Raw genomic sequence first — 25,611 nt, 5'->3', positions numbered from 1 at the left:
CTATCACAGTTGCCACTTTTTTTTCCATTACATAACTTTTTTGGTTACAAAGCATACTAACAAAAATAAATAAGGAGGTTTTTATATGACATCCTGGATCGTCGGTGCGATCATTGGCATTATTGCCGGATGGCTAGCAGGAACTATCTCACACAATCATGGATTTGGCATTTGGGGCGACTTGATTGTCGGCCTAGTAGGATCATTTGTTGGAAATTTTCTGTTGGGCATGCTAGGCTTTGCAGTCTACGGCATTATAGGTTCCATTATTGCTTCAACACTTGGTGCCTTAGCCTTTCTGTGGCTCATCCGTCTCTTCCATCCGCAAGTACCAGCCTATAAAAAAAACTGAAAACTGGATAGTGCCCTCTTTTCTTGTTAAAGAAAAGAGGGCACTATTTTTTTATGATTGCGTCACCTGTGGACCGCTTAAAAGCTTACTTGATTGAACATTTTTTTCAACAGCCCGCTCCTTTACATCTTGTGGAATCACGACATCGGGTGCACTGTTATACTGTGAAAAAGTAACATCCATGATGAATTTCATATTTTGAAACATTTCTGTTATAGCCTGCTTTTGCTTTTCTGTCGTCTTCATTTTATCAGCCATATGAGTACCAAATTGAGCCATAAAGTCAGATAAATCCATATGGCTCGCGGAAATGTTACCCGTGCTCTTATCAATGGTTATGGAGTAGGATAGATCCTGAATATCTGCTAAAAAATCATCTGATACAACAAGCTTATTCATTCCCATAAGCGCCATTTTTTGTTTCAGCGTATTTTTTAAAACTTCGCCACTTGCAACAACACGAATTACCGTTGAATTATCGTCATCACTCTCAATTTCAGCGCTCTTAATCGCTTTTATATAACTCCCATAATCACGAAGGGAATCAACACTTTCTTTAGGAAAACTCTGCTTAATCCAAGAATTATCAACATTAGAATAAATGATGATCTGATTACCGGATTCTTCTATGTATTGCACAAGATTTTTATCTAATGTTTTAGAATCCGTATAAACACGAATGTTCATATCCCCTTTGCTTAGCATGGGCTTCGCTTGTATATCAAATCCACCCTCCATTGCCATACGAATATTTTTTCCTTGAACCGACATCGTTGCAGTAGAGTCTAATGCCATATGGTAATTATTAAAATTCAACATTTTTTGATAGGCTGTAACAACCATTTCTTTGGCATCTTGCGGTGCTGCTGCAACCAAACTATACATGCTGCAAATAGAAATAAATACAGTCATGACACAAAGGATAAATAATCTCGATACCATTGAAAATTTTCCCATCGCTCTCATTCCTTTCTATCCTTAAATAACTTACTTGGTTTCTATTATAGCATTATTAAGACACGTCGAGTAATTATATAAGTATCTTCGTATAAAATTCCGTATCAGAATAATCACTATTTTTTATAAAAGTAAAAAAAAAGAGGGAATTTAAAAAGAACGTCAAATATCCTTTGTGGAGAAATTATTTTTCATTCATGATATGTATGAAGATTTTCTCCGGACGTTGGAGGTGATAGATTTGTCTCTGTTTACACGCATTCGATTGCAAAGTAATCGCTTTACACCGGCCCATGAACGCATTGTACACTTTTTGCAGCAACATGCACAAGAAGCACTGACTATCCCCATTAACGAACTGGCCAAACACTGTCAAGTGGGTGATGCCACAGTGATTCGATTCTATCGATTACTTGGCTACGAAAATTATGCTATGTTCCGGATTGCTCTCACCAAAGAATTAGCCGAAAATGAGATTCGCCCTATCTATGAAGAAGTAGAGAATCAAGATGATTTGCCTGCCATTATTCGAAAAGTCATTCATTCTTCTGTCCAAGGAATTGCCGATTTAGAAAAACAGCTTTCTGTCTCGGCCTTACAAGACATGGCGGAGCATTTCAAAAAATCTTCTCTCATCCACGTCATCGGTCTGGGCGCTTCTGGTGTCGTGGCCCAAGATGCCATGCATAAACTCATGCGATTAGGGCTAAAAATCAATGCCTATAGTGATTCTCATCTCATGACCATTGCGGCCTCTGTAGCACAAGCTGATGAAATTTTTTTTGCTATTTGTCATTCCGGTGAAACAACAGATATTCTCTACACGTTAGAATTAGCCAAACGACAAGGTTGCTACACTTGTGCCGTTACAAGCTCTATCAATTCTAGCATTACAAACAGCGTATCTGCCTACCTATTAAGCTGTACTCGAGAAACGAAAATGCGGTCTGATGCCATGACTTCCCGCATCGCTCAACTCATCGTCATTGACATTCTCTATGTCAAACTAGCCCTCGACATCGGCGACGCGGCCATTGAAAGAGTCCATCACTCTCGTATGGCCTTAAAACATCACAGGACAACGCATTAAGTATGCCCAGACTATATACAATAAAAGGACCTGATGCTTTTGAACGAACAAGCCAAATCCATGATCATTATTGCTGACGATTTAACTGGCGCAAATGATACAGGAGTACAATTCGCCAGACAAGGAATGCACACTGAAGTGCTATTAGAAGGCACGACTTTATCCGCTTCTTCTGACGCAGCTATTATCGTTATCGATACAAACACTCGCGCTAGTGTCGCTGATAAAGCTTACAGACAAGTACAACAAATTGCCAAACAGGCCCGGGCGGCTAGATTTTTACATTACTATAAAAAATTGGATTCCACCCTGCGTGGCAATATAGGCGTGGAATTACAAGCTATTCTTGATCTTCACCTCCATGATTTCGCCTTCGTCATGCCAGCTTTTCCAAAGAATGGTCGCACCACCGTGGGCGGAAATCATCTGCTCCATGGTGTTCCTCTATCAGCAACAGAAATAGCCAAAGATCAGAAAACTCCTGTGTTTGAGACAGTTCTACCAGAACTTTTGCGCAAACAAACAGGTGCAAAAGTTGGACATATTGGCATTACTGATCTTTGTCAAGGTCAAGCTGCTATCACAGCCTCCATAAGACAACATTTAGCAGCAGGGTGCACTTTCATTAGCTGCGATGCCTGGTTAGAAGAACATTTTCTTTTAGCGGCTCAAGCAGTCCTAGAAGTATCTGATCACATTCTTTGGGCAGGCTCAGCTGGTCTTGCTGAATGTCTGCCACAGCTCTTTGGTTGGAAGGAAAAGCAAAAACCTCAATACCCCACTCTTGTTGTGGCTGGCAGCATCAGTGCCATTACGCGAGACCAAGTAACTCAATTGTTGCTTAATGATTATGAATTAATCGAAATAGATGTGGCTAATTATCTTGAACAGCCACATCTCCCTCTTCCGTGCCTCGAAAAAGCACTGGCGCTCCTTAAACAGGGTAAAAACATTGTACTTGCCTCTGGCTACCATCTGCAAGCTATTGAAAGATCCAAAGCAGCAGGAGCCAAACGTAGTATGTCAGCCTTCGAAGTCAGTGAAGTGACTGCGAAAATTCTCGGTGAAACAGGAGCCGCCATTTTACGTCAACAAGACGTCGCTGGCGTCATCCTCACCGGCGGTGACACAGCCAGTGCGGTCTGCCAAGCCCTTGGCGTCACAGGCATTCGCATTCTTGAAGAAATAGCACCAGCCATTCCCCTCGGTAAAATGAAAACACCTGAGGGAAAGTCATTCTGGGTCATTACCAAGGCAGGCGCTTTTGGTAACTCTGATGCATTAGTCAAAGCATCACAAAAACTTACAACAAGAAGGTTACCATAATGAATAAGAAAAATGTACGACCAATTTTGGCAATTACCATGGGGGATGCCGCTGGTTGCGGACCCGAAGTCATCGCTAAAGCGCTGACCAATGCACGCATCTATGACGCGTGCCGTCCTCTCGTCTTTGGCGACGCCAAAAGAATGGAACTTGCTGCAAAGATTGTAAAAAGCCCACTAACGATTAAAAGCCTATCGAATGTAAAAGAAGGGTCCTATCAGCATGGCGTCATTGATGTCCTTGATTTTGCAAATATTCCAGCTGACCTTCCCTTCGGCAAGGTAGATAGAAGGGCTGGGCATGCCGCCTTTACATACATTGAAGCCGCCATTGAGCATTCCATAAATAACAACGTAGCAGCCATCGTCACAGCCCCCATCAATAAAGAAGCCCTTCACAAGGGGGGACACTTGTTTCCTGGTCATACTGAAATTTTAGCTGAACTTAGCCATACAAAAGATTATGCCATGATGCTTGTCGGCGATGTGCTACGCGTGATTCATGTCACCACTCACGTATCCATGCGACAAGCTGCTGACCTCATAAAAAAAGACCGAGTCCTACGCGTCATCCGACTGGCACATCGCACGCTGCACCAATTAGGGCTGGAACAACCGCGCATTGCTGTCGCTGGCTTCAATGCTCACGCTGGGGAAAATGGCTTATTCGGACGTGAAGATATTGATGAAATCGTCCCGGCCGTACTTGCAGCACAACAAGAAGGAATCAACGCCACTGGCCCCATTCCACCTGATACGGTTTTTTTCCGCGCCGTGTGCCGCAAGGAATTTGATATTGTCGTTGTAATGTATCATGATCAAGGGCATATCCCTGTCAAACTGCTTGGTTTTGATAATGGCATCAATGTGACTGTGGGCCTGCCTTTTGTCCGCACCTCTGTTGACCATGGTACAGCCTTTGACATTGCCGGACAAGGCGTTGCCGATGAATCCAGCATGATTGCTGCCCTTAACTTTGCCAGTCATCTAGCCAAGGGTACTCAAAAATAATTTAGAAAGAAATTTGAAAGGAAGTCTGCTTATGTCGAGTGTAAAAATAGTCCTACCTTATGGTTCTGACAACATGGAAGTGTCTGTTCCGGAAAAAAATTTAATTGGTATTTATTCGCCTCAGGATATCGCCAGTGTGCCTGATGTCAAACAAGAAATTATGCGGGCCCTCAGGCATCCGATTGGTACCCCCTCGCTTGCTGAGCTTGTCCATGGGAAAGAAAAAATCGTCATTCTAGCTGACGACAACACCCGTTTAACACCAACAAAACAAATTATTCCACTCTTGCTTGATGAAATGAATGCAGCAGGAGTTAAAGACGAACAAATTACCATTATTATTGCCCTTGGCACACATCGCTTTATGACACAAGAAGAAATCGTCGAAAAATTTGGTAAAGCTGTCGCCGAGCGTGTTACAATCAAAAATCATGACTTCAAAAATCCCAACGCTTTAATCGACCTTGGCAAAACAGCCAATGGTACCAGTGTCTGGGTAAACCGTGAAGCCTATGAGGCCGATTTCAAGATTGGCATCGGCAGTATTGTCCCTCACCATATTCCAGGTTTTTCCGGGGGTGCCAAAATTGTTCAGCCAGGTATTTCAGGTGAAAACACGACAGCTGAAACACATTTGCTCAGCGTAAGATCCCCACGCTCCTGCTTGGGAATGGAAGACAGTCCCGTTCGTCGTGAACTCAATCTGATGGCTGAAAAAATTGGCATGAATACCATTTTAAATACCATCCTCAATCGTCACGGCGAAGTTGTGGGTGCTTTCTTTGGTGATATGGAAGCTGCCTTTAAGGAAGGCGTTGCCTTATCGCAAAAAATTTATGCTGTAGAAATTCCTGAAGAAGCCGATATTGTCATTTCCGGTTCCCATCCTTGTGATATTGAATTTTGGCAAGCACATAAGACTCTCTATCCTTCCGATTTAGCTGTCAAGGCAGGAGGCACGATTATTATTGTCACTCCCTGTTATGAAGGTGTTGCTGTAACTCACTCGGAAATCGTAGATATTACGGGCTATTCCTCAGCAGAACTCAAAAAGCTTGTGGATAACAAAAAATTGCCTGACGAAGTGGCAGCAGCCTTAGCCATTGCCTGGGCACAAGTGAAAGAACGCGAAACAGTCTATATCGTCTCACAAGGAATTGCTCCAGACGATGCAAAAAAACTAGGCTTCGTTCCATTTTCTTCAGTAAATGAGGCGCTCCAATCGGCCTTTGCCGAACAGGGTGCTCATGCTAAAGTCACTGTTCTCACTCATGCCCCAGACATGCTCCCCATTATTTCTTCCAAAAGCAATATAAATACAACTAACGCGTCTAGCGGAAAGAGGAACTAATTATGGATCAGTCATTCTACATGCTCGCCACTCTCGGAATTGCCATCCTGATGATCATCGTTCTTAGTATTAAGTTTCGTATTCACGCCTTTATCTCCCTCACAGCAGCCTGTTTTTTAATTGCTTTTGCCACAGGCATGCCACTCGCTAAAATCGGCCCCTCCATTGAAGCAGGGATGGGAGGAACCTTAGGCTTCCTGGCCCCGATCCTGGCTCTCGGTGCCATTATCGGAAAAATGATGGAAATATCAGGCGGTGCAGAAAAGTTATCGCGTACATTGATTAACTTCCTTGGTAAAAATAAAGCTGCCTGGGCTATGATGATTGTCGCCTATATTTGTGGCATTCCTGTTTTCTTACAAGTTGGCATTGTGCTATTAACGCCTATTCTCTTTTGCGTTGTCATTGAATCGAAACAACCGCTAGTACAAGTCGCTTTATCCATGCTTGCTGCATTGACTGTTGTCCACTGTGTCATCCCACCTCATCCAGCTGCCATGGCTATTGCTCTCGCCCTCAAAGCCGATGTAGGTAAGGTCATCTTTTACGGACTTTTAATCGGTCTTCCCGCTACAGCTATTGCAGGTCCCTTCTTCGGCAAGATTATTTCAAAGAAATATGATTTTCAGCCACCTGACCGCTACTGCAACATTGAGCGTGTGCCAGACTCAGCCTTGCCGCATTTTGGCGTCACACTCTTTACAATTTTATTACCGCTTCTGCTCATGATTGGCAAAACAATTATCGAACTTGTAGCTGATAAAAATGCTCCCTTTATGCCCATCGTCAACTTTATCGGCAGCCCCATTACAGCCCTATTTATCGCCGCCATCTTATCCTACTATGTAATGGGCTGGAAGCGGGGTCACAGTTTAACTGAACTCGCCAAACAAATTGATTCCGCCATGGGACCCATGGCATCCATTATTCTTGTCATCGGTGCTGCCGGTGCTTTTAATCGTGTCATCCTTGACAGCGGTATTGGTGATGTACTCAAACAAGTTTTAACAACCATTCAAATCAGTCCGTTAATTATGGCCTGGGTCATTGCCATTGTCATGCGCTTTGCCATTGGCAGCGCAACAGTAGCCATGATGACATCGGCTGGTTTTATTACACCCGTTCTTGCTGTATATCCCAATCTTGACCCCGCTTTAGTTGCCATTGCCATTGGTGCCGGTGCTATCGGTGCTTCCCACGTAACAGATCCTGGTTTCTGGTTTGTAAAAGAGGCGCTAGGCATTCCAATGAATAAAATGTTCGGTATTTATACGGCATCAACAACCATTGCATCTGTCGTCGGATTGATCGGTGTCATGATCCTTGCACAATTCTTAGGATAACCAGGCACTTGTTAAATAAATTGTAACAAAAACAGCCTTTGCTTGATTTAAGCAAAGGCTGTTTTTTATTGTAACCAAACAATAACTTTAGTTGTTCTCACTTGTTTTTAAAGCAACAGTCAGTTCACGCACACCTTCAAAGACACAATCAGGCTGAACATCGGATTGCTGCAAATCGCTAAAATTCGTTTCGCCACTTAGCACTAAAATACCGCAAACTCCCGAATCTTTGGCCATTTTAATATCCGTGTAAAGACGATCCCCTACCATCGCTGTTTCTTCTCGCTTACAATCCATCTTAGCAATTAAGACATCAACAATTTCACGATAAGGTTTACCAATAATTTTGGGTCTCACGCCTGTGGAAGCATAAATCAGTTCCAACATGGCTCCGACATCAGGAATATAGCCAGACCGTTCATCTGTTGGGCAGTTAATATCAGGATGCGTGGCAATAAACGGCACGCCCTCGCGAAGTAAATGACAGGCTTCAGTCAACTTAGCATAAGTAAGAGTCTGATCAAATCCCAAGACTACATAATCTGGCTGGGCGTTTGTCAAGACAAAGCCATGAGCTACAAACTCTTGCTCTAAATCGAGTGTTCCCAATAAAAAAATGCGTGCTCCCGGTTTGATCTGATTCAGATACAAAGCTGTCGCTTCACCAGAGGTTAATATTTGTTCACTCGTGGCTGCAATTCCCAAGTTCCGTAACTTTGTCACATAAGATTGTTTATTTTTCGAAGAATTATTGGTTAAAAACATATACGGCCTACCGCTTTGTCTTAAATACTGAAGAAACTCCAGAGCACCAGGCAGAAGTTTCTTACCCAAATAGATCGTACCATCCATATCTAGTGCAAAATATTTTACTTTACGTAACCATTCGCTATTTTGCGGTATCATTATACTATTTCTTTCGGCTTTGCATTCCATACCAGCAGCGCCAATAAACAAGAAACGACGGCGGCGCCTACCCAGAAATCACCTGCAAGCGTAAAGTCATAAATTCTTTCGCCATTAACAATTGTCATATGCGCATTAATAAGATATCCACTAATAACTTCCTGTAACGCTGCGCCCGCGTAACTTAAAAGACCAATCATCCCCATTGCAGCACCTGTTGCACGTTTAGGAACAATATCGACTGCCATAAGGCCACCCAAGTAACATACAAGAGCTCCCATCACCCAGCCGTATAAGCACAAACTAAACATATCCATAGCTATACTTGGTGGTGCCCAGAGGAAAAGCATAACCGATATAATATATATAATACCATAGATCAATGCTGGCTTATTGCGTTTATGATTGAAGAATTTATCGGATACAAAACCGCAAGTCAATGCCCCGAAAATTCCCGCAACCTGCATTATGCCAAGTATACTGCCAGCGCCCATAGTCGAATAACCTTTTTCTGCTGTTAAGTAAACAATCCCCCAGCTTTCAATCGCATAACGTGTGATATAGCAGCAAAGACTGGATAAGCCAAGAATCCATACCGCTGGGTTTTTAATAACTTCCCATTGTAGTTGGCTTACAGTCTTAGTACTTTTTATAGCTTCTGGTTGCACTCCCCCTTTATATACTTCTACATTTGGCAGACCATTTGTTTCCGGACGGTCATGCATGCAGAATAATATAGCAAAAGAACCTGCCAGGCAGACAAGGCCCGGAACAATAAAGCCCATTTGCCAACTGTAAGAAGTAACCAGTACGGCTGTTACTACATATGTAAAGGCGGCACCAAGATTATGGCTTGTAAACCAAACGCCATAATATGTACCACGTTCTTTATTCGTAAACCATTGATTCAATGCAACAATGCAAGGCCCAGCACCAAAAGACTGGAACCAGCCGTTGATGCCCCATAAAACCAGAAGCGGTGTAAATGTATTACAAAATCCCATGCACACACTAGCGATAGATGACATAAATAGGCCAAAAGCAAAAAAACGTTTATTATTAAATCGATCAGCCAAAAAACTATTGGTAAATTTGCCAAGACCATATGTGATAAACATGGCTGATCCCATAAGACCCAATTGCTGTGCATCCAATATACCTAAAGACATAAGCTGCTTTTTAATTACCGAAAAATTAAGCCTCAATACATAAAATAAACCATAGCCGATTGTAATAGAACCAAATACCTGCCAGCGCATTGTGTTAAATAGAGATTTAATTTGTTTTGCATCCGTAAGCATTGGCATATTCGGTCCAGTTTTGAAAAAGTTCCAAAGACTTGCCATAATTTTGTACCTCATTTCTTTAATTTCTTTGACAGTTGCAACATTATCATAAAACTTCAGTAATTTGTGATCAGTCATTCCTCCTTAATCATTTTTTTGTGTCCTACTAATAAATTATGATGATTTCATGCAACATTGTATAAACATCATATGCATATTATATGTATATGATGTCCGATTTTTATTATTACACCAATTTTTAGAATAGTCCATGTTTATGATGCTAATTGATTTTTTTATGCCCTAAATCAGGGCATAAAAAAAAAGAGCCCATGTTAGAGACTCTATCTTACCTTAAATAATTTGAATATCATTTAATTTAGCAAATTCTTTATATACATCAGGAAACTTGTCATCAACAATGAATCCAGTAAATTCTTCTAAATCAGTAAGACTTGCTAGTGAAACACAATCGTATTTCGAATAATCAGCAACTAAATATTTTTGTTCCGATATATCTAGCATAATGCGATTATTTTCTATTTCTTCTAAAACAGGATGCATAATGCCTTTTTTAAGATTTATGGCCGCTACACCAAAAAAGCACTTGTCTACACTAAACTTTTTAAGAAATTTTTCCGTACCATTACCGTAAAATACGCCTGAAGAATTGCGCAATTTTCCGCCTGGCATATAAACGGTAACATAGGGAAGTCGCGCAGCCTTAGCCGCAACATGCAAACAGAGAGTCACAACATTTAACTGTGTAATATTTTCCAAATAATCAAGGATATACTCCACTGTACTTCCTGCGTTTAACGCAATAGTTTCGCCGTCTTTAATTAAAGCTGCCGCTTTCCGTGCAATCACCTGTTTTTCATCAAAATGCATCATGCGTTTATTCGCAAGATTAATCTCGACAATGGAATAGCATGTTGTATTTTTCTCAATAAAAGCACCGCCATAAGTAAGCGTAATTTTATGATTTTGCGATAAGTATTTCAGATCCCGGCGAATAGTTGCCTCGTTTACTCCATATTTCTCAGCCAAATCCGTCACTTTGACTGAGCCCAGCTTAAATATAAGATTGACAATATCATTCCTACGCTGTATATTCGCTAACACCGATTCTACTCCTAACAAATTAATATCATTTTATAACTTTATTATATATAATTTTTGTCTATATTATCATATAATTTTAAGATATTTTCAGTAAGTTAGTGTTATTTTTAAAATATCGCACTTTATGATAAATGGCCGCATCATTTGTTGTAAATCTTCAGCTAATTTCGCCAAAGCATGACTCGATGCAACGATTTGTTCCATAGAAACTGATTGTCTTCCGTTAATCACTTTACTCATTTCTTCCATTTCAACAAAAGATTGTCCACTAACTCCTCCATAAAAGCTCCTCAATAACCCTAATATTATCAGTCTTCCGTCGGATTCAGCGGTCCTCTAAGTTCGTACTGATAAAAACATAAATCAAGCCACTTACCAAATTTATAGCCTGCTTTTCGAATGGTACCTGAATAAGTAAATCCTAATTTTTCGTGCATGAGCCTACTTCCTTCATTATTACCATCAATGCCAGCAACAAGGATCGCATAACCTCGTTCATTTAATATCCCCATAAGTTCGCCCATCAGCTTGGTACCAATTCCTTTTCCGCGGTGTTTTTTATGGACATAAACAGAATGTTCCACCGTATATTGATAGGCAGGCCACGCCCGAAAAGGCCCAAATGTTGTAAACCCAATAACAGACTGGTTTTCTTCAAATACTAAGATAGGAACCCCTGCTTGAACTTTCTTGTCATACCATGCAAGTATATTTTCAATCGTATGAGGTTTATAATCGTATATTGCTGTTGTATTCATGATCGCTTCATTATAAATTTCCAATATAGCATTCACATCACTGCGTTCTGCCAAACGAATCATCACGGACCTCCTTAAATTATCCCTACTATTCACTGCAGGATATTTTCTAAATGCTTTTTACCATATCAATATGTTCAATGCCTGCCTCCAGATAGGTTTCGCCCTGCGGCTGATAACCCAGTCCTTCATAAAATTTTCTGGCATGTAGCTGCGCCGCGAGTTTCAATCCTTGATAGCCTGCTTTTTTAGCCGTAGTTTCAATGGTCTCCATAATCATCCTGCCAGTACCTATTCCACGTTGTTCCTTTAACACTGCTACACGCTCAACTTTTAGCACACCTTCACCATAAGGACGAAATCGGGCTGTACCCACTGGTTTCTCCTCTTCATTCATTATAAGAATATATTGCGTATCAGCACGCTCATCAACTTCATCAATTTCCATTTCGTCTGGTACATGTTGTTCTTCGACAAAAACTTTGCGTCTAATAAGATACGTTTTTTCCCGTTCTTGTTGCTCATTTGTAATAATAATCCGCTGTCCCATTTAGTCTCCGCTCCCATCACTTTTCTCGCCCAATTGCATTCAATCTTCAATTCTTCACTGATTGTTCCTGTATCGTTCTATATGTATATTTCTCCATCGATCCTTTATTTCTTGCTAATTCTGTTCAACATTTTTACCTAGCTATTTTAGCAAGTAATATACAATCATTTTTATCGAAAAAGCAAAAAAATCCTCCTTAATAGACAAGTTATCTACTCAGAAGGATTTAAATGATGTTCATGCAATTTTCAATAGTTTGCTTATAAAAAAATCGAATTGACATCATAGGAATTGATGGCCGTAAGCGTTTGGTAATTTGCATTACTTGCATTACTTTGGAGCAGCTGGTTTTGTTTAGCCGCAGTAATTTTGCCACATTGCCCACAACCACTACAAGTGGCATTCCCTAATGGACAAGAGCTGCTTTGTGATGTACTGCCAGTTCCACCGCTGCCGCCACTGCTACTTTGGCTTGTCGAATTAGTCGCTGTTACAGACGATGAAGTACTTAAGTCTAAAGTAGCCGCTGCACCCACACTTGTACTGTTACTGCTATTATCAGTTTGTTGCTGATTTTGCTGTATTAATTGTTTTTGATAATACGAAAGAGAATCGTTGCTGACTGATGTAACGCTCACACAAATTACCTCCCTTATTAGCTATACTTTATAAGGCAAATGACTTCTTCGCCACGCCCTTAGCTAGCTTTTGTCGTTGCTTGGTTATTCTTTGGATTCACTTCTAAAGAATAAGCTGGACCGACATTTAAACTGGATGTCATATTTGAGATATCACCAGAACTTTGATCTTTGCCTAGCTGTACAGAATAGGCTGGACCAGCAGCTTGGCTAGCCGATGATTGCTGCGTACTGTCTGTATTCTGACTTTGTGATTGTTTTTGTTCAATTTCTAGTTCGATTTGCTGTTCTTCTTGTTGAAGACTTTGAATTTCATCTTTGTTCTTTGTCGCATCTTCTGTTTGCAATTTTTGAATTTGAGCTTCGATTGTTTTTTCTTTTTGTTGCAAACTATTAATACTTGTTTGACTGGAACTACTTTGTGATTGAGTCGAGCTAATTGCCATATTCATAAGTAACATCTCTCCTTAAAAAAAGATTTATTATTTTATCTTATACTTCTCCTTATGAATTAGTATAACAATAGAATGTTACAAGATTGTTACAAGTTTTTCTAAAAAAATATGTTTTGCTATACCTAACGAAAACAACCGACGTGAAAGAAATCCAGCAGATGTTCTGGGAATACTAAAGCAGCGCATAAACAAATTTATAGCAACAAAAAAGAGTAAATTTCTTGAGAGAAATGTACTCTTTTTTACTATGCAAATTTACCAAGCAGCCAAACCAGCCGTAACAACAGAGATGTCTTCTTCTACAGAACCGCCACTTACCCCGATCCCACCTACTATCCGACCATTTTCAACAATTGGCAATCCGCCACCAAAGATAACTAACTGTTCATCAATTGTATTGATTCCAAATAAAGGTTGATTCGGTTGAGTTAAACTCGCCAGCTTTTCAGTAGGCATCTTAAGAGCTACTGCAGTATAGGCCTTACCTTTAGATATAGCAATGCTGGCCAGAAGTGCCCCATCCATACGCTCCTGAGCTATTAAATTACCACCTTCGTCAACTACAGTAATAACCATCGGAACATTAATTTCTACCGATTTCTGCTCAGCAGCAGCAATCATTTTTTTTGCTTTATCCAAATTTAAGCTGGGAGCCGCCTGCACTACCGCCCCAAATCCCATTACAATGACCATACAGAGTACTAGCATATAAATTACTTTCCTTTTCATTTTGAATCCATCCCCTCTCTTAGCTCTTTGGAAACTTGCTGTAATTTATTTTTGTATTTACATCCCCCTTTATATTCCGATGTCATCGTACGGATAATATTTAAAATATTGCAAATAGCGTGCCAATATAGAAGAAAATAAAAAAAGCCTTTAAAGATGTATGTTATAACGATATTTTATTTCCTATACGCAGTTAAAATAAAAGGTTACATATTCTTTTTTGTATAAAATATGTAACCTCTTATGTTTCGCGAGGTTACATATTTTATACATCTTTAGGTACTAGTAGCTTCTTAGCCCCTAATTCTGCCTTCAATAATCAAAGCTTTTATATTTCAATGGTTCTAAAATGTTATTTTTATGATCCTTTTACCACGACTCATTGCCATTGACCTACATCAGTTCGTCCTGTAAAGCTTTCTTCACTCTTTCCACTACTTCTTGCCAATCCCCCAATTTACGCTGCCGAAAAATTCTGGCTGTGGGATACCAGGGACTATCTTCTCTATCCAGCTGCCAACGCCAGTCAGGATCCGATGGCACCAGTATCCACGTCTTTTTCCCCATCGTCCCTGCCAAATGTGCCATAGCAGAATCAACGGTTATTACCAAGTCAAGTGTTTCTACCAATCCTGCTGTTTCCATAAAATCAACAAGATCCTTGGAAAAATCGATAACATCACAAGACGTTGCGGCCAAATCTTTCGCTCGCAGTCCCACTTGCAAATTGACCCAGCTAACTTGTGAAATATTCAATAAGTTACGAAATATATCAAAAAGGATCGAACGTTTTTTGTTATTAAGATGTTTGGGGTGCCCAGCCCAGACCACCCCTACTCGATACCTTTTCCCATGATCGATCTTTTCAAGAGCCTCATGCCAAACGACTGAAGCTGTACGGCTAGCAGGTAAATAGGGAACAGGCTGAGGAATGGTTTCATTACAAGTATTAAATAGGACAGGAAGACTCATCAAAGAACAGACATAATCATACTTTCCTTCCGGCGGACATTCTTCTGCTGAAACTTTCAAATGGGGATATGCTGCTTTGATTAAACGTTCTAAGGATTTTTGAACCCACAGAGTCGTTTTAGCTGCTAATTTTTCTACCAATTGTGCATATCTAACAAATTGTATCGTATCACCAAATCCATATTCCCAGTACAATAAAATACTGCACCCTGTTAAATCTTCTCCGTGCCATTTGGGCATTTTCAATAGTTCGTATTCAGTTTTAGGCCGTGAATTTTCATACATACCCCAGCCATTTTCAAAATCCCCACACAATAGATTGAAATTTGCCAGTGAACACTCTGCTTCAGAATAATTAGAACGCAACTCGACAGCTAAACAAAGATGTTCTTTTGCCTCTTGAAAATGCTTCATCACCCGCAACAGCGTTCCCAAATTATAATGAGCTTCGGGATAATGAGGATTGAGCTTGAGTGCATAACCATAAGCCTGCTCCGCTTCAATAAAACGATGCATTTCTTCTAAAACTATTCCTAAATTATTATAAATAGGCGGATAAGACGAATGCAATTCAATCGCCTGTTGAAAACATTCCTTCGCTCTCTCCATCTTTCCAAGATCCATTAAAACCAAGCCTAAATTATTATAAGCAGAGGAATCACGGGAATTCAGTTCAATGGCTCGACAAAAACAGACTTCTGCTTCCTGAAAATGATTCGTATTTCTTAAAGCCAAACCCAGATTATTATAGGCTGGCGAATAGGTTGGATTTAGTTTTATTGCCGTACAGAAAGCCATAATAGCACTATCTAAATCTCCTTGTCTAATAAGCCTTATTCCTGCCTCCAGATGCATTTTTGGCGTCAGTTTCATTTTCATAACCCCTTTAAACTGATTCATTTACACAACCTTTGACTTTTTGAATCAGTATACTCTATGATTATTTAAAATGAATTATCGTAACAGCTTTTAGAAAGTAGTTATTTTTGGCCTATTCTCTATTTGAGGATTTCGTTTAATTGCCTGGCGAAAAATTACTTCTGCACCATTTAAATCGCCCTTATGTGCTAACTGGATTCCTCTATCAACTAGTGTCGTTATTTTTCGCCTCCTGGCTTTTCAATTTTCCGGTTCTTAAATTTCTCTTGATTCACCTGAAAAAGGGTATTAATCACATTAAAAGACGACCCACTATAAATTAAAATTCCAATACAAGTAAATTCTTGAATAATTTTCATACCAAACTTACGAATATGTCCGGGAATCTCCAAACAATGGAATTCCTGTATAATTAAAGCTTTCATTTCCTCCCAACTAAATTGTTTTTTATTTATTAAACTTTTTAATACAAAAAATTTAAAATGATTCTCTGCTTCTATTCTCCCATTTTGAGTAACTCTACAATAAATACTGTCCGGATTTATCTTGTTTCTCGTAGGACGTTCTCTTATATCTGTCAATAATCCATCCAAACGTAGTTCATTCAAAACTTCTTCCCATTTAATTGAATCATTATGAAGCGCTTTCGTTGATAATTGAGCTCCATTATTTACACCGTTTGAAGCATAAATATACAATAATACAACCATAGCATCCTTACTAAGCACAATTGATTCTCCTTTTCTGCAATTACAAAATGCCAAGATCATTTAGAGCAGCCTTTACCTGTTCCAAAACACTTTGCCAATCACCTATTTGCTGTTGACGAAACAAGCGCATCGTCGGATACCAGTAACTGCTTTCACCTGACAACCCCCAGCGCCAGTCCGACCTGAAGGGTAAAAGCAGCCATGTCTTTTTTCCCATAGTTCCTGCCAAATGAGCAACAGCTGTATCGACAGCAATAACCATATCCAGATTATCTACGACTCCGGCTGTTTCTGCAAAATCGACCAGTTGACTAGAACAATCTAGTACATTTTGTGATGTTTGTGTTAAATCCTGTGCCCTATTTCCCACTTGTAGACTAACCCAAAAAACTGTATTGTAAGCGAACAATTGACTAAACAATTTAAAAGCAATGGATCTGTTGTGATCATCAGAATGCTCAGGATTTCCCGCCCAAACCACACCGATTTTATATTTTTTACCCGCCCGGTCACAGATTATTCTTCGCCATTTTGCTAAAATGTCATGAGAGGCGTGAAGATAAGGAATATCACGAACAAGCAAATCGGATCCAAAATCAATTTTCGCTGGCAGACTAAATAACGAACAGGCAAAATCGAATTGACTTGGATCGATATTTCTGCTCCTGACACAGACGGAAAAAGTGCTTTGCGTACTGCCTAACAATCTTTCCAACGGTTTTTGAATCCATACAGTTGTTTTTGCCGCAATCGCGGCGACTTGATAGGCATAACGAAGAAATTGAATCATATCACCGAGACCCTGTTCATAAAACAGCAGGACGTTACGTCCTGTCAAATCTTCACCTTGCCAAATCGGGATATCGAGGCGGAATTTTTCTTTCCACTCAAGGCGTGAGTCATATAGTTTCCAGCCCTTATCATATTGCCTACGCAGCAAATATAACGTTGATAAAGAAAAACGTGATTCTTCAAAATCAGGCTGCAACTCCAACGCTCGAAGATAGGAGGCCTCAGCCTCATCAAAACATTGGGTCAGTTTAAGACAATTACCCAAATTATGAAAAGCCTCAGCATAATCCGGATTTTTTTCAATCGCCTGACGATAACAGGACTCCGCTTCAATTAGAAAATTTTTATTCTTTAAGACTACACCTAAATAATTATAGGCTTCTGCAAATTCAGAATCTAATTCAATAACCTTACAAAAACAAGCTTGGGCATGATCCCATTCTTCCAGTGGTATCAATACTTCACCTAAAAGTTGATACGCCTCCGGTAATTTCGGATCCAGTTTTATAGCTTGGCAAAATGCTAAAGCAGCTTGTCGCCATTTATGCATTGCCGCCAACGCAAGACCTTCAACAATACATTTTTTTACCATCCTATCCTACACCTGCTAATCTATAACATAATCAGTAACAAAGTTATTACTCTACTAAAAACAAATAAGGTTTACTAGCCAGATCTTGTTTTTTTATGAATCCAAAAACGCGCCCAGGAGACGGGATAAAATAAAAAAGTAGCAGCCATCTTTGCGACATCCAACCGGAAATAGTATATGAATTAATCAAAGAGAACCACTACCCATATTCAGTTGTAAAGATGTGCATAAAATCAAATATTGCATAAATTGAAGGAAATCCTAACTATATAGTGTCTGGTTTATCGGGAAAAACTCATAAATTAAAAATTTTCATGAATAAATTAATTAAAACTAAAGAAAATAATGAGATGATAGTAATGAAATAAATATTATTTACGAGGTGAAAAACATTATGCTAGTATTAGGAAGAAAACCTGGCGAATACGTTATGATCGGGAAAGACATCATGGTTAAGGTCGTCAAGAATGATGGTGGAAACTTAAAACTAGCAATTACGGCACCAAAATGTTTAAATATTATTCGCGGGGAAATATACGAAGATAAATTAAGATATATGCCGGAAGAAAAAATGTTGCCTATACAACCAGCCAATTCCAATGGCGTCTCACTTATAGCAAATAACTGGACGCTACAAGAAACATCGACCTAAGATCGGACTCATTTATCATTTTGACTGTCCCGCTAAAATCAAAGAAAATTATCTACTTTATCGTGATAAGCATCAAAAGCTTGTGAGAATATTCATTATAACTCTTGCAGGCTTTTTATGTTATTACCAATAATATTTTTCTGCAAATAATAGCCAACTCCCCGTACCGTCTTCAAATTAGATATGTTAATCTTTTTGCGCAAGTAATGAATATATATGTTGATTGTACTTTCTAACGCATCAGAATTGTAGCCCCATACCTTTTCTATGATCCGTTGTTTAGTAACTACTTGTCCCTGGTTACGTACTAATAGTTCTAAAAGTTGCGATTCTTTGACCGTTAAATGAATGACCTTGCCTTTTTTAGTCACTTGGGAACGTTGGGGGTCAAAAGTCATATCGTCAACAGTTAAGATAGTATCCACTATATCTTTGCTATTCCGACGGGCTAGTGCGTGCAATCTTGCTAGTAATTCCACATTGAAAAATGGTTTAACCAAATAATCGTCAGCACCGGCATTCAACCCTTCCGCCCGATCTTCAGGGGTATCTCTGGCTGTTAAAAAGAGGACGGGAGTCTGATATCCTAGTCCGCGAAATTCTTTCAACAGCGAAATGCCATCTAAATAGGGCAACATGCGATCCAAAATAATAATGTCATAAATTCCAGTACAGGCCATATCAATGCCAGTTTTACCATCCATAGCAACATCTACTACGAAGCCATTCTTTTTTAACAAATAGGATAGTGCTTCCGTTAATCTGCTCTCATCATCTACTAATAGCAGTTTCATTAAAAACACCCTTTGAAACCACAGCCTTGTGAAAAATTATCCATCCTTGGACATTTATGTATCAATTTTGACATATTTTTATTTATTTTTTATTTACTTTTTAGCTTTTATTTAATTTTTATTTAATTTTTATTTTTACAAAATGAGATTAACATTCTCAGCAACGCTTCAAACGCTACCCGAAAGTATCCTACACTAAATCACCAAATCACCTTCCAAAAAAGCAAACCTTAATAATGCGCTAGCAAAGACAATACTAAGTATATTGGTATTATCTTTGCTAGCGCATTATAGATTGCTTGATATATTCCACTGATCAAATCCTCAAGTTCTTTATAATTCGACATTTTTTCCACTTATTCCTATACAATTTAATTTTTTTGCACAAATTAAAATAAAATTTAAAATTTCCTCATTAACTAAATATAATCTTAATAATTGACCGCGATAATTCTATTGAGAAACATGAAAGGGGGCATTTCCTCAAAATAGTGAGGAATATTTATTTAGGTAATGGACTTCACGTTAGAGAGTCGCTTATTTAAGTAAAAATCTAACGAATGGTGCACGGATGCTAAATTTTGTTTAAAATCAGGGAGGAATAATTATGTCAATGGTAATTAGTACAAACATGTCTGCTTTAAACACTACAAACCAGTTAAACAAAAACACTACGCTCATGAATTCATCGCTGCAAAAGCTGTCATCAGGATATGCCATAAACAGTGCATCTGATAATTCAGCAGGACTTGCCATTTCTGAAAAAATGCGTAGCCAGATTCAAGGTCTCGACCAAGCCAGCAGCAACTCTCAAGATGCCACATCGTTGACCCAGACCGCTGATGGCGCTCTCGACGAAACAACGACCATCCTAAAACGCATGCGTGAACTTGCTGTCGAGGCTTCATCTGACACATTAACTGACGATGATAGAACGTCCGTCCAGGATGAAACAAACTCACTCCGCCAGGAACTGGACCGTATCTCGAATGACACGGAATATAACACAAAAAAGTTACTTAATGGCGATAGCGGTGCTTCTACTGCTGTATCAGGCCAAAATTCAGCTGCAATTAATGCTGCTCTGACTACAGCCGGAAATAACACAACATCGGGTGACTATATAGTAAATTACACTGCCGTTGCAACGCAGGCAACTACGGGTCTTACAACTACATCTACTTCGGGTATTACGTCTGAAACTGCTTCGGCAACTGCTTATGCCGGGGATGTCTCCATTAACGGAACCACCATAACCATCGCATCAGGCGACACGATCGAAGGTGTTCTGAAAAAAATTAATGACCTAACGACTACTACTGGCGTAACAGCTACACTCGATACAACGAGTGCTAGTAATAACTATATTAAATTAACAGATTCTACCTACGGCAGCAGTTCTTCCGTTACTTTATCTGCCGATACGACTACATTACAGAAACTATTTAACGCAGTATCAAGTTCTTCTACTGACACAAGTGTTACTGTTACCGGGACTGACGCAGCCGGGACAATTAACGGAGCTGCTGCAACTGCTGATGGCAATACATTAACGGCTTTCGACCTCACTGTTACTGGTGACAATACAGCTCTAACGAAACAGCAAAGTATTAGAAATGATTTAGCGACCGCTACTGGTACTGATACTTTAACAGCTGCTGCTACTGCTGCTGCTACTGCTGAGGGTACTGCTGAAACTGCTTTGGCTGCTAGTACTGATACTGATGTTACAACTGCTCTGACTGCCCTAGAGTCTGCTACTGCTTATACTTCGGACTATAATACAAAGGCTGCTGCCTTAGCTACTGCCGTTGCTTCCAGTACTGATTCTACTGACGCTGCTAACTATGCGACTTACATTGCCGCTAAAAAGCTTGCTAATGGTACAGCAGCAGCTGCTGCTGATTCAGCTACTCCTGGTACTACTACAGTAGCTGATTATCTAGCTAATAAGACTCTGGCTACTGCTGATGTTACTGTAGACGCGACTAGTGCCCTGACCTTCCAGGTCGGTGCGAACTCCAATCAGACCATGACGCTTTCCATCGGTAATATGAGCGCCAGCAGTCTGGGAGTAGCAGGCAGTACTTCTACAACGGGTATTGATCTAACTTCAGCAAGCAGTGCAACTTCTGCTATCACCACAATCGATGCGGCGATTAAGAAAGTTTCTGCTGAACGTTCCAACCTCGGTGCCGTTCAGAACAGTCTAGATAGCAATATCACGAATCTGGACACAGAAAGTGAAAACCTGACTTCAGCTGAATCCAATATTCGCGACACCGATATGGCAACGGAAATGGCCAACTACACCAAACTGAGTGTCATTACCCAGGCCGCTACGGCGATGTTGTCCAAAGCCAACTCGCAACCGCAGAAAGTATTGACTCTGTTACAACAATAATTATAACTAGGAAAAAGGTTGCCTCGCTTTTTGAGGCAACCTTTTTTATGCACTTCATTAATCAATTCCGAAAGTTACAAACAAAAAGTGGTATAAATAGCAATCATTAATTGCTATTTATACCACTTTTTGTTTGCTTCTTTTGTGTCAGTCTATAGTTTTCTTCAGACAGTTCCTACACTTTTTTATCGACAATTGCACCGATATAGTCCCTTAAATCCTGTAATCTGGCCGCCATATCCAACAACTCGTGCGGCGGACATTCTCTGAGTATCTTGTGATTCTTGACATCTTCAATCTGTATCATTAACGTATTAGTCTTCGTATGCAATACAAATTTGATATCCGTATTCATTGACTGCATAAAATCGTTTAATTCTTCCGTACCCTTTTTTACTTCGGATTCACTGGGCTGACTAGTGTCAGCAGTAAATCCTGCATTTTGTTTATTATCGGCATTTTGTACAGCACTGATCGTAGACTCATTCTTAACTGCTATACCTGAGCCTGATGGAGTATTTACTGCCGCTTCCACTGTCGAAGTTATACTACTGTTATTAACACTCGTAATGTCCAATTCACTACACCTACCTCTGCTTTTTACCTATATGTTAAAATGCGAAGACAATATCCGTTATATATTATCTTCGCATTTTAGTTTTTTTGGCACAAACTGAAATATCAATTATATACAAATCTCAGTTTGTGTTTTCAAGTTAGTTGCTTCTTTATTTAATTTTTTATCCACAGACACCTTTTTCATGGCTTGAACCCATGCATCCCGAAATTCTACCAGCCATCTTTTTGCTTCTTCAAGTTGATCTTTCTCTTTTTTCATATTGCCCTGAATCAAACAATGTAATATATATTCGTCAATCAACAGCCAATTCTTAGAAATTTCTTGCTTCATATCCATGGTCACCATAAATTCACGCATGATATTTTGAGCCCGCATATTTGCACTATGTGCCTTTTCAATATCCTTCTTGTCAATAGCTATCATGCTCTCAGTAACAAAACGGATGGCTCCGTTGTACAGCATCAGTGTCAACTCTTCGGGCGATGCTGTCATGATTTGTTGTCTTTTATAGGCATTGGCAGTATTCATGGCATTCATGACTATTCCCCCTTTAGGCTTTCAGAGTTACAGATACAACATTTATATCATAAGAATTAGCCTCTTTCATTGATAAACCGCCCCCACGCTATACTAACCCACGGATTTACATACCCGTTTTTTACTTGCTGTCCGATTTTGTTGATTTTCAACTCTTCGGCAATGAGGGAACGCTCAGCTACCGCTTCCTGTAATACTTGCTTGCTGCGTTCCAGCAGTTCCTGTTGCTTATGGGTTATTTCTTGAATCATTGGCGCTAGCATCGGTATGTTTTTCCAAGTAGAGTCTTTTGTCAATTGCTGATTTAGCATGGCCAGCTCTTCGAGAAAATTCTCTCTTTCTCCTAGCACTCGACCCAGACCTCGCATTTCTCGCTTATGGATAAAACGGCTCTGTGTTTCAGTATTCGCGGCAATTTGTTCCAGTATATTCATTTTTCGGGCTAAGTAGTGCTTTGCTTTTTCCCACTGTCCCATATATTTCACTCCTTGAAAATATCTCAATTAATGAACTCAACTGCTACTAGACATGGATGATAAGGATGAAAGCTGTGTATTCATTTTATTGATATACGTTTCTAAATTACTGTATTTGGTATAAAGATTGTCTTCTACAGTATTCAGTCGCGCTTTCTCATCGGAAATTTCAGTTGTATATTTATCAATCAGTGTAGTTAACGTGTTGTCCGTGTCGGAAGCATCGTCCGTAATACCTGCTTCTTCTAATAATGTGCCTTTATTGCCTGCGCTATCGCGGATACTTGAAATATTCTTCTGTATCGTATCATAAAAACGGTAAGCAAGGCCTTCTTCCTTGTACCGGGTAGTCAAGTCACTCGAAGATAGCGAACGAACAGTCGTAGTTCCCGCAAGCGACGTACCCGAAGATGTCTTAGATGTAGCCTGCTGCGTAAAAAGTTCCATAACCCCTTCGGGATCACTCGCAATAGCCGCCTTTAACGTGTCTTCATCTATCGATAGCTTGCCTTTTGTATCGTAGGTGCTAGTGGTAATGCCAATGCTATACAGAGTGGTCGACTGCCCAGAAACTGAGTCAATCAAAGACGTCCGCAAGTCACTGATGAAGCTTTTCAAAGTCGAATCACTTTCTAATAGTCCTACTTTTGCTTTTGTTTCCCAATTGGTGATTTCTGTATCAGTCATACTGCTTTTTTGATCATCCGTGAGTGGCTGGTAGTCCGAATCATAACTTTCACTCAACTCGGTGTTAATGGTACTAATCAAAGTATTATAATCATCGACGAAACTCTTGAGCAAGTCATAAACGCCATCCGTATTTTGCGTTACATTTACCGTAGCAGCCGTAGAAGAATCAGTTGCAGAAGCAGCAGAAATAGCAGCGGTTACAGTCTTTTGATTGGTAGTACTATCACTAGCAGCTTCAGTAGTGGCTGCATCATTAATAGCGGTACCCGCAGCCGTATTATAAGTAGTTAGAGCACTACTTAACGTACTATCCGCTAAAGTAGAAATCGCAGAATCTAACGTAGTCTTAGTGTCTACAATAGTCTGAGCAGTAGCAGCCGTCGTACCGCCAGCAGCAAGAGCTGCTGCATAAGCCGTATACGCAGTGGCAACAGCAGTTTTTTCCGTAGTGGTTGAGCCACTCGTAGCAGTCGTAATTGCAGTTGCAAAAGTATCTTTCGCAGACGCAGTGGTCGTTGTCGCGTTGGCTGTATAGGTTACTCCATCGACAGTGATGGAATTGGAACTACGGGTCAAAGACTGACCATCCAGCGTTATCTTGGCATCCAGACCGGCAGTGGAAGTATTCAACAGCACAGATACAAAGTTGCTGCCAGTTTCAGTCACGTCCAACGTATTGCCGGCTCCAGTACTATCGGCAGTCATACTAAGCTTACCTGTAATACTGTTGTAGGCCATGGTGACCCCAGCAGCACTCTTGTTGACCGTGGACATCATACTAGCTAAAGTAGTTGTTTTGTCAAAAGATAATGTTGTCCCATTAATTGTTAAATCAACTTGTCCATCCGTATTGAATGTCAACGCCGTCGATGAACTTAATTGATCGGCAATTGTCGATAACGTGCTGGACGTATCCAGTCGATTAGAAAGTACGGCAGTCGTACCGAAGCCAAGACTTGTTAAGGCACTGGTACTCGAACTTGACGTGGGAGCACTAATGGAAATGGCATTCACTCCGCTGTCGGCAGCCGTAATAGACAAATATCCGGTGCTCGAATCCGCACTGACTGTGACTTTACCTGAACCAACGGCATTATCAATCGCTGTTTGCAGCGACGCGAGGTCGGTCACCGTAGAATCAAGAGTGATTGTCTTCGCTGTACCATCCAGGGTAAGGACCAAACTTTCACCGCTAAGACTCGTATAAGTTGGCGTCGTCGACCCTTGAACATTCTTAGAAACGCTGGCGCTGCTTGTAAGTGTAGCCTTGGTGGCAAGTTGAGTGACTTCTATGGTGTGACTCCCGGTCGCAGCGGTGCTAGCGGCAGTCACCGTGACAGCACTATTACTGCTGCTAGCATTGTACTTTAGAAAATTACTCGAGCTCATTAAGCTGCTTGACGAGGATACATCGAAATACTTACTGCTAAAAGTTTGAATGTCAGAAATAATTGTACGGTAATCGGTCTGTTTCCATTCAGCTAGTTGCTCTTTTTGTTCCAGTTTATTTAATTTTTTTGCTCGTTCCGCAGTCATCAGTCCTGAAACAATAGAATCCACATCAATACCGGAAGACAGACCAGTAGCTCTGGTGACTCCGTTAATCGTGCTAGTAGTTACACTACTACTGGACATTTTTCTCGCCTCCTTCGTATAC

At 40.2% G+C, this 25,611-nt stretch carries 25 protein-coding genes; 8 read left to right on the top strand and 17 right to left on the bottom strand.

Annotation, left to right across the window (positions count from 1 at the left end; genetic code table 11):
• Nucleotides 1–85 precede the first annotated feature (85 nt).
• A complete protein-coding gene (locus tag Ga0466249_RS18000; protein ID WP_215830860.1) occupies nucleotides 86–352 on the top strand; it encodes a GlsB/YeaQ/YmgE family stress response membrane protein in 267 nt (88 codons plus the stop codon).
• Between the two features lie 51 nt (nucleotides 353–403).
• Here the strand turns inward: Ga0466249_RS18000 and Ga0466249_RS17995 are convergent, their stop codons facing one another.
• Nucleotides 404–1,309: a DUF6612 family protein gene (locus Ga0466249_RS17995; protein ID WP_215830859.1), complete on the bottom strand. Its 906-nt coding sequence runs from the start codon at nucleotides 1,307–1,309 to the stop codon at nucleotides 404–406.
• 232 nt (nucleotides 1,310–1,541) lie between these two features.
• On the opposite strand from Ga0466249_RS17995, the gene Ga0466249_RS17990 reads away from it, so the two are divergent.
• Genes Ga0466249_RS17990 through Ga0466249_RS17970 form a run of 5 tightly spaced genes read left to right on the top strand, consistent with a single transcriptional unit; the run spans nucleotide 1,542 to nucleotide 7,429 of the window.
• Nucleotides 1,542–2,399 carry a MurR/RpiR family transcriptional regulator gene (locus Ga0466249_RS17990; protein WP_312889794.1) on the top strand — a complete coding sequence of 286 codons (858 nt, stop codon included), beginning with the start codon at nucleotides 1,542–1,544 and terminating at the stop codon, nucleotides 2,397–2,399.
• Between the two features lie 39 nt (nucleotides 2,400–2,438).
• Complete coding sequence (locus Ga0466249_RS17985; RefSeq protein WP_215830857.1) at nucleotides 2,439–3,725, top strand: four-carbon acid sugar kinase family protein; 1,287 nt, start codon at nucleotides 2,439–2,441, stop codon at nucleotides 3,723–3,725.
• The gene (pdxA, locus tag Ga0466249_RS17980) at nucleotides 3,725–4,735 is read left to right on the top strand and encodes a 4-hydroxythreonine-4-phosphate dehydrogenase PdxA (RefSeq protein WP_215830856.1); all 1,011 of its coding nucleotides are present in this window, start codon (nucleotides 3,725–3,727) and stop codon (nucleotides 4,733–4,735) included. Before Ga0466249_RS17985 ends, pdxA begins: the two co-directional genes overlap by 1 nt.
• A gap of 31 nt (nucleotides 4,736–4,766) precedes the next feature.
• A complete protein-coding gene (locus Ga0466249_RS17975) occupies nucleotides 4,767–6,086 on the top strand; it encodes a nickel-dependent lactate racemase family protein (RefSeq protein ID WP_215830855.1) in 1,320 nt (439 codons plus the stop codon).
• Nucleotides 6,087–6,088: 2 nt separating this feature from the next.
• A complete protein-coding gene (locus Ga0466249_RS17970) occupies nucleotides 6,089–7,429 on the top strand; it encodes a GntT/GntP/DsdX family permease (RefSeq protein WP_215830854.1) in 1,341 nt (446 codons plus the stop codon).
• An 87-nt stretch (nucleotides 7,430–7,516) separates the two neighbouring features.
• Here Ga0466249_RS17970 and Ga0466249_RS17965 read toward each other — a convergent pair whose 3' ends face one another.
• From Ga0466249_RS17965 to Ga0466249_RS17915, 11 genes are all read right to left on the bottom strand, one after another.
• Nucleotides 7,517–8,365, bottom strand: coding sequence for an HAD-IIA family hydrolase (locus Ga0466249_RS17965; protein ID WP_246588843.1), 849 nt, complete (start codon nucleotides 8,363–8,365; stop codon nucleotides 7,517–7,519).
• A complete protein-coding gene (locus Ga0466249_RS17960) occupies nucleotides 8,335–9,684 on the bottom strand; it encodes an MFS transporter (RefSeq protein WP_376769307.1) in 1,350 nt (449 codons plus the stop codon). Before Ga0466249_RS17960 ends, Ga0466249_RS17965 begins: the two co-directional genes overlap by 31 nt.
• A gap of 291 nt (nucleotides 9,685–9,975) precedes the next feature.
• Nucleotides 9,976–10,746 (bottom strand): DeoR/GlpR family DNA-binding transcription regulator, encoded by a 771-nt coding sequence (locus Ga0466249_RS17955; RefSeq protein WP_215830853.1) that lies wholly within the window; start codon nucleotides 10,744–10,746, stop codon nucleotides 9,976–9,978.
• A gap of 308 nt (nucleotides 10,747–11,054) precedes the next feature.
• Nucleotides 11,055–11,567, bottom strand: a complete 513-nt coding sequence (locus Ga0466249_RS17950; RefSeq protein ID WP_215830852.1) for a GNAT family N-acetyltransferase — start codon at nucleotides 11,565–11,567, stop codon at nucleotides 11,055–11,057.
• Between the two features lie 46 nt (nucleotides 11,568–11,613).
• Nucleotides 11,614–12,054: a GNAT family N-acetyltransferase gene (locus Ga0466249_RS17945; protein ID WP_215830851.1), complete on the bottom strand. Its 441-nt coding sequence runs from the start codon at nucleotides 12,052–12,054 to the stop codon at nucleotides 11,614–11,616.
• Nucleotides 12,055–12,314: 260 nt separating this feature from the next.
• Entirely contained in the window at nucleotides 12,315–12,692 is a 378-nt protein-coding gene (locus Ga0466249_RS17940; protein WP_215830850.1) for a hypothetical protein, read from the bottom strand.
• Nucleotides 12,693–12,751: 59 nt separating this feature from the next.
• Nucleotides 12,752–13,144 carry a hypothetical protein gene (locus Ga0466249_RS17935; protein WP_215830849.1) on the bottom strand — a complete coding sequence of 131 codons (393 nt, stop codon included), beginning with the start codon at nucleotides 13,142–13,144 and terminating at the stop codon, nucleotides 12,752–12,754.
• Nucleotides 13,145–13,402: 258 nt separating this feature from the next.
• Nucleotides 13,403–13,876: a GlcG/HbpS family heme-binding protein gene (locus Ga0466249_RS17930; protein ID WP_215830848.1), complete on the bottom strand. Its 474-nt coding sequence runs from the start codon at nucleotides 13,874–13,876 to the stop codon at nucleotides 13,403–13,405.
• Nucleotides 13,877–14,269: 393 nt separating this feature from the next.
• On the bottom strand, nucleotides 14,270–15,721 hold the full coding sequence (locus Ga0466249_RS17925) for a tetratricopeptide repeat protein (RefSeq protein WP_215830847.1): 1,452 nt from the start codon (nucleotides 15,719–15,721) through the stop codon (nucleotides 14,270–14,272).
• A gap of 224 nt (nucleotides 15,722–15,945) precedes the next feature.
• The gene (locus Ga0466249_RS17920) at nucleotides 15,946–16,455 is read right to left on the bottom strand and encodes a hypothetical protein (protein WP_215830846.1); all 510 of its coding nucleotides are present in this window, start codon (nucleotides 16,453–16,455) and stop codon (nucleotides 15,946–15,948) included.
• A gap of 22 nt (nucleotides 16,456–16,477) precedes the next feature.
• A complete protein-coding gene (locus Ga0466249_RS17915) occupies nucleotides 16,478–17,821 on the bottom strand; it encodes a tetratricopeptide repeat protein (RefSeq protein WP_215830845.1) in 1,344 nt (447 codons plus the stop codon).
• Nucleotides 17,822–18,215: 394 nt separating this feature from the next.
• Here Ga0466249_RS17915 and Ga0466249_RS17910 point away from each other — a divergent pair, with 394 nt between their 5' ends.
• Nucleotides 18,216–18,473 (top strand): carbon storage regulator, encoded by a 258-nt coding sequence (locus Ga0466249_RS17910; RefSeq protein WP_215830844.1) that lies wholly within the window; start codon nucleotides 18,216–18,218, stop codon nucleotides 18,471–18,473.
• Nucleotides 18,474–18,568: 95 nt separating this feature from the next.
• On the opposite strand, the gene Ga0466249_RS17905 is transcribed toward Ga0466249_RS17910, so the two are convergent.
• On the bottom strand, nucleotides 18,569–19,267 hold the full coding sequence (locus tag Ga0466249_RS17905; RefSeq protein WP_215830843.1) for a response regulator transcription factor: 699 nt from the start codon (nucleotides 19,265–19,267) through the stop codon (nucleotides 18,569–18,571).
• A 607-nt stretch (nucleotides 19,268–19,874) separates the two neighbouring features.
• Between Ga0466249_RS17905 and Ga0466249_RS17900 the strand changes: the two genes are divergently transcribed.
• Complete coding sequence (locus Ga0466249_RS17900; protein WP_215830842.1) at nucleotides 19,875–21,671, top strand: flagellin N-terminal helical domain-containing protein; 1,797 nt, start codon at nucleotides 19,875–19,877, stop codon at nucleotides 21,669–21,671.
• Nucleotides 21,672–21,846: 175 nt separating this feature from the next.
• On the opposite strand, the gene Ga0466249_RS17895 is transcribed toward Ga0466249_RS17900, so the two are convergent.
• From Ga0466249_RS17895 to fliD, 4 genes are all read right to left on the bottom strand, one after another.
• Entirely contained in the window at nucleotides 21,847–22,248 is a 402-nt protein-coding gene (locus tag Ga0466249_RS17895; protein WP_215830841.1) for a flagellar protein FlaG, read from the bottom strand.
• A gap of 108 nt (nucleotides 22,249–22,356) precedes the next feature.
• Entirely contained in the window at nucleotides 22,357–22,788 is a 432-nt protein-coding gene (fliS, locus tag Ga0466249_RS17890) for a flagellar export chaperone FliS (protein ID WP_215830840.1), read from the bottom strand.
• A 56-nt stretch (nucleotides 22,789–22,844) separates the two neighbouring features.
• Nucleotides 22,845–23,264, bottom strand: coding sequence for a hypothetical protein (locus Ga0466249_RS17885; RefSeq protein WP_215830839.1), 420 nt, complete (start codon nucleotides 23,262–23,264; stop codon nucleotides 22,845–22,847).
• A gap of 36 nt (nucleotides 23,265–23,300) precedes the next feature.
• Nucleotides 23,301–25,589, bottom strand: coding sequence for a flagellar filament capping protein FliD (gene fliD / locus Ga0466249_RS17880; protein ID WP_215830838.1), 2,289 nt, complete (start codon nucleotides 25,587–25,589; stop codon nucleotides 23,301–23,303).
• Between the last annotated feature and the right edge of the window lie 22 nt (nucleotides 25,590–25,611).

It is taken from the genome of Pelorhabdus rhamnosifermentans, assembly GCF_018835585.1.
GTDB lineage: Bacteria > Bacillota > Negativicutes > UMGS1260 > UMGS1260 > Pelorhabdus > Pelorhabdus rhamnosifermentans.
The sequence above is the reverse complement of the archived record's forward strand: the minus strand, read 5'-3'. Positions and strand labels throughout refer to the sequence as shown.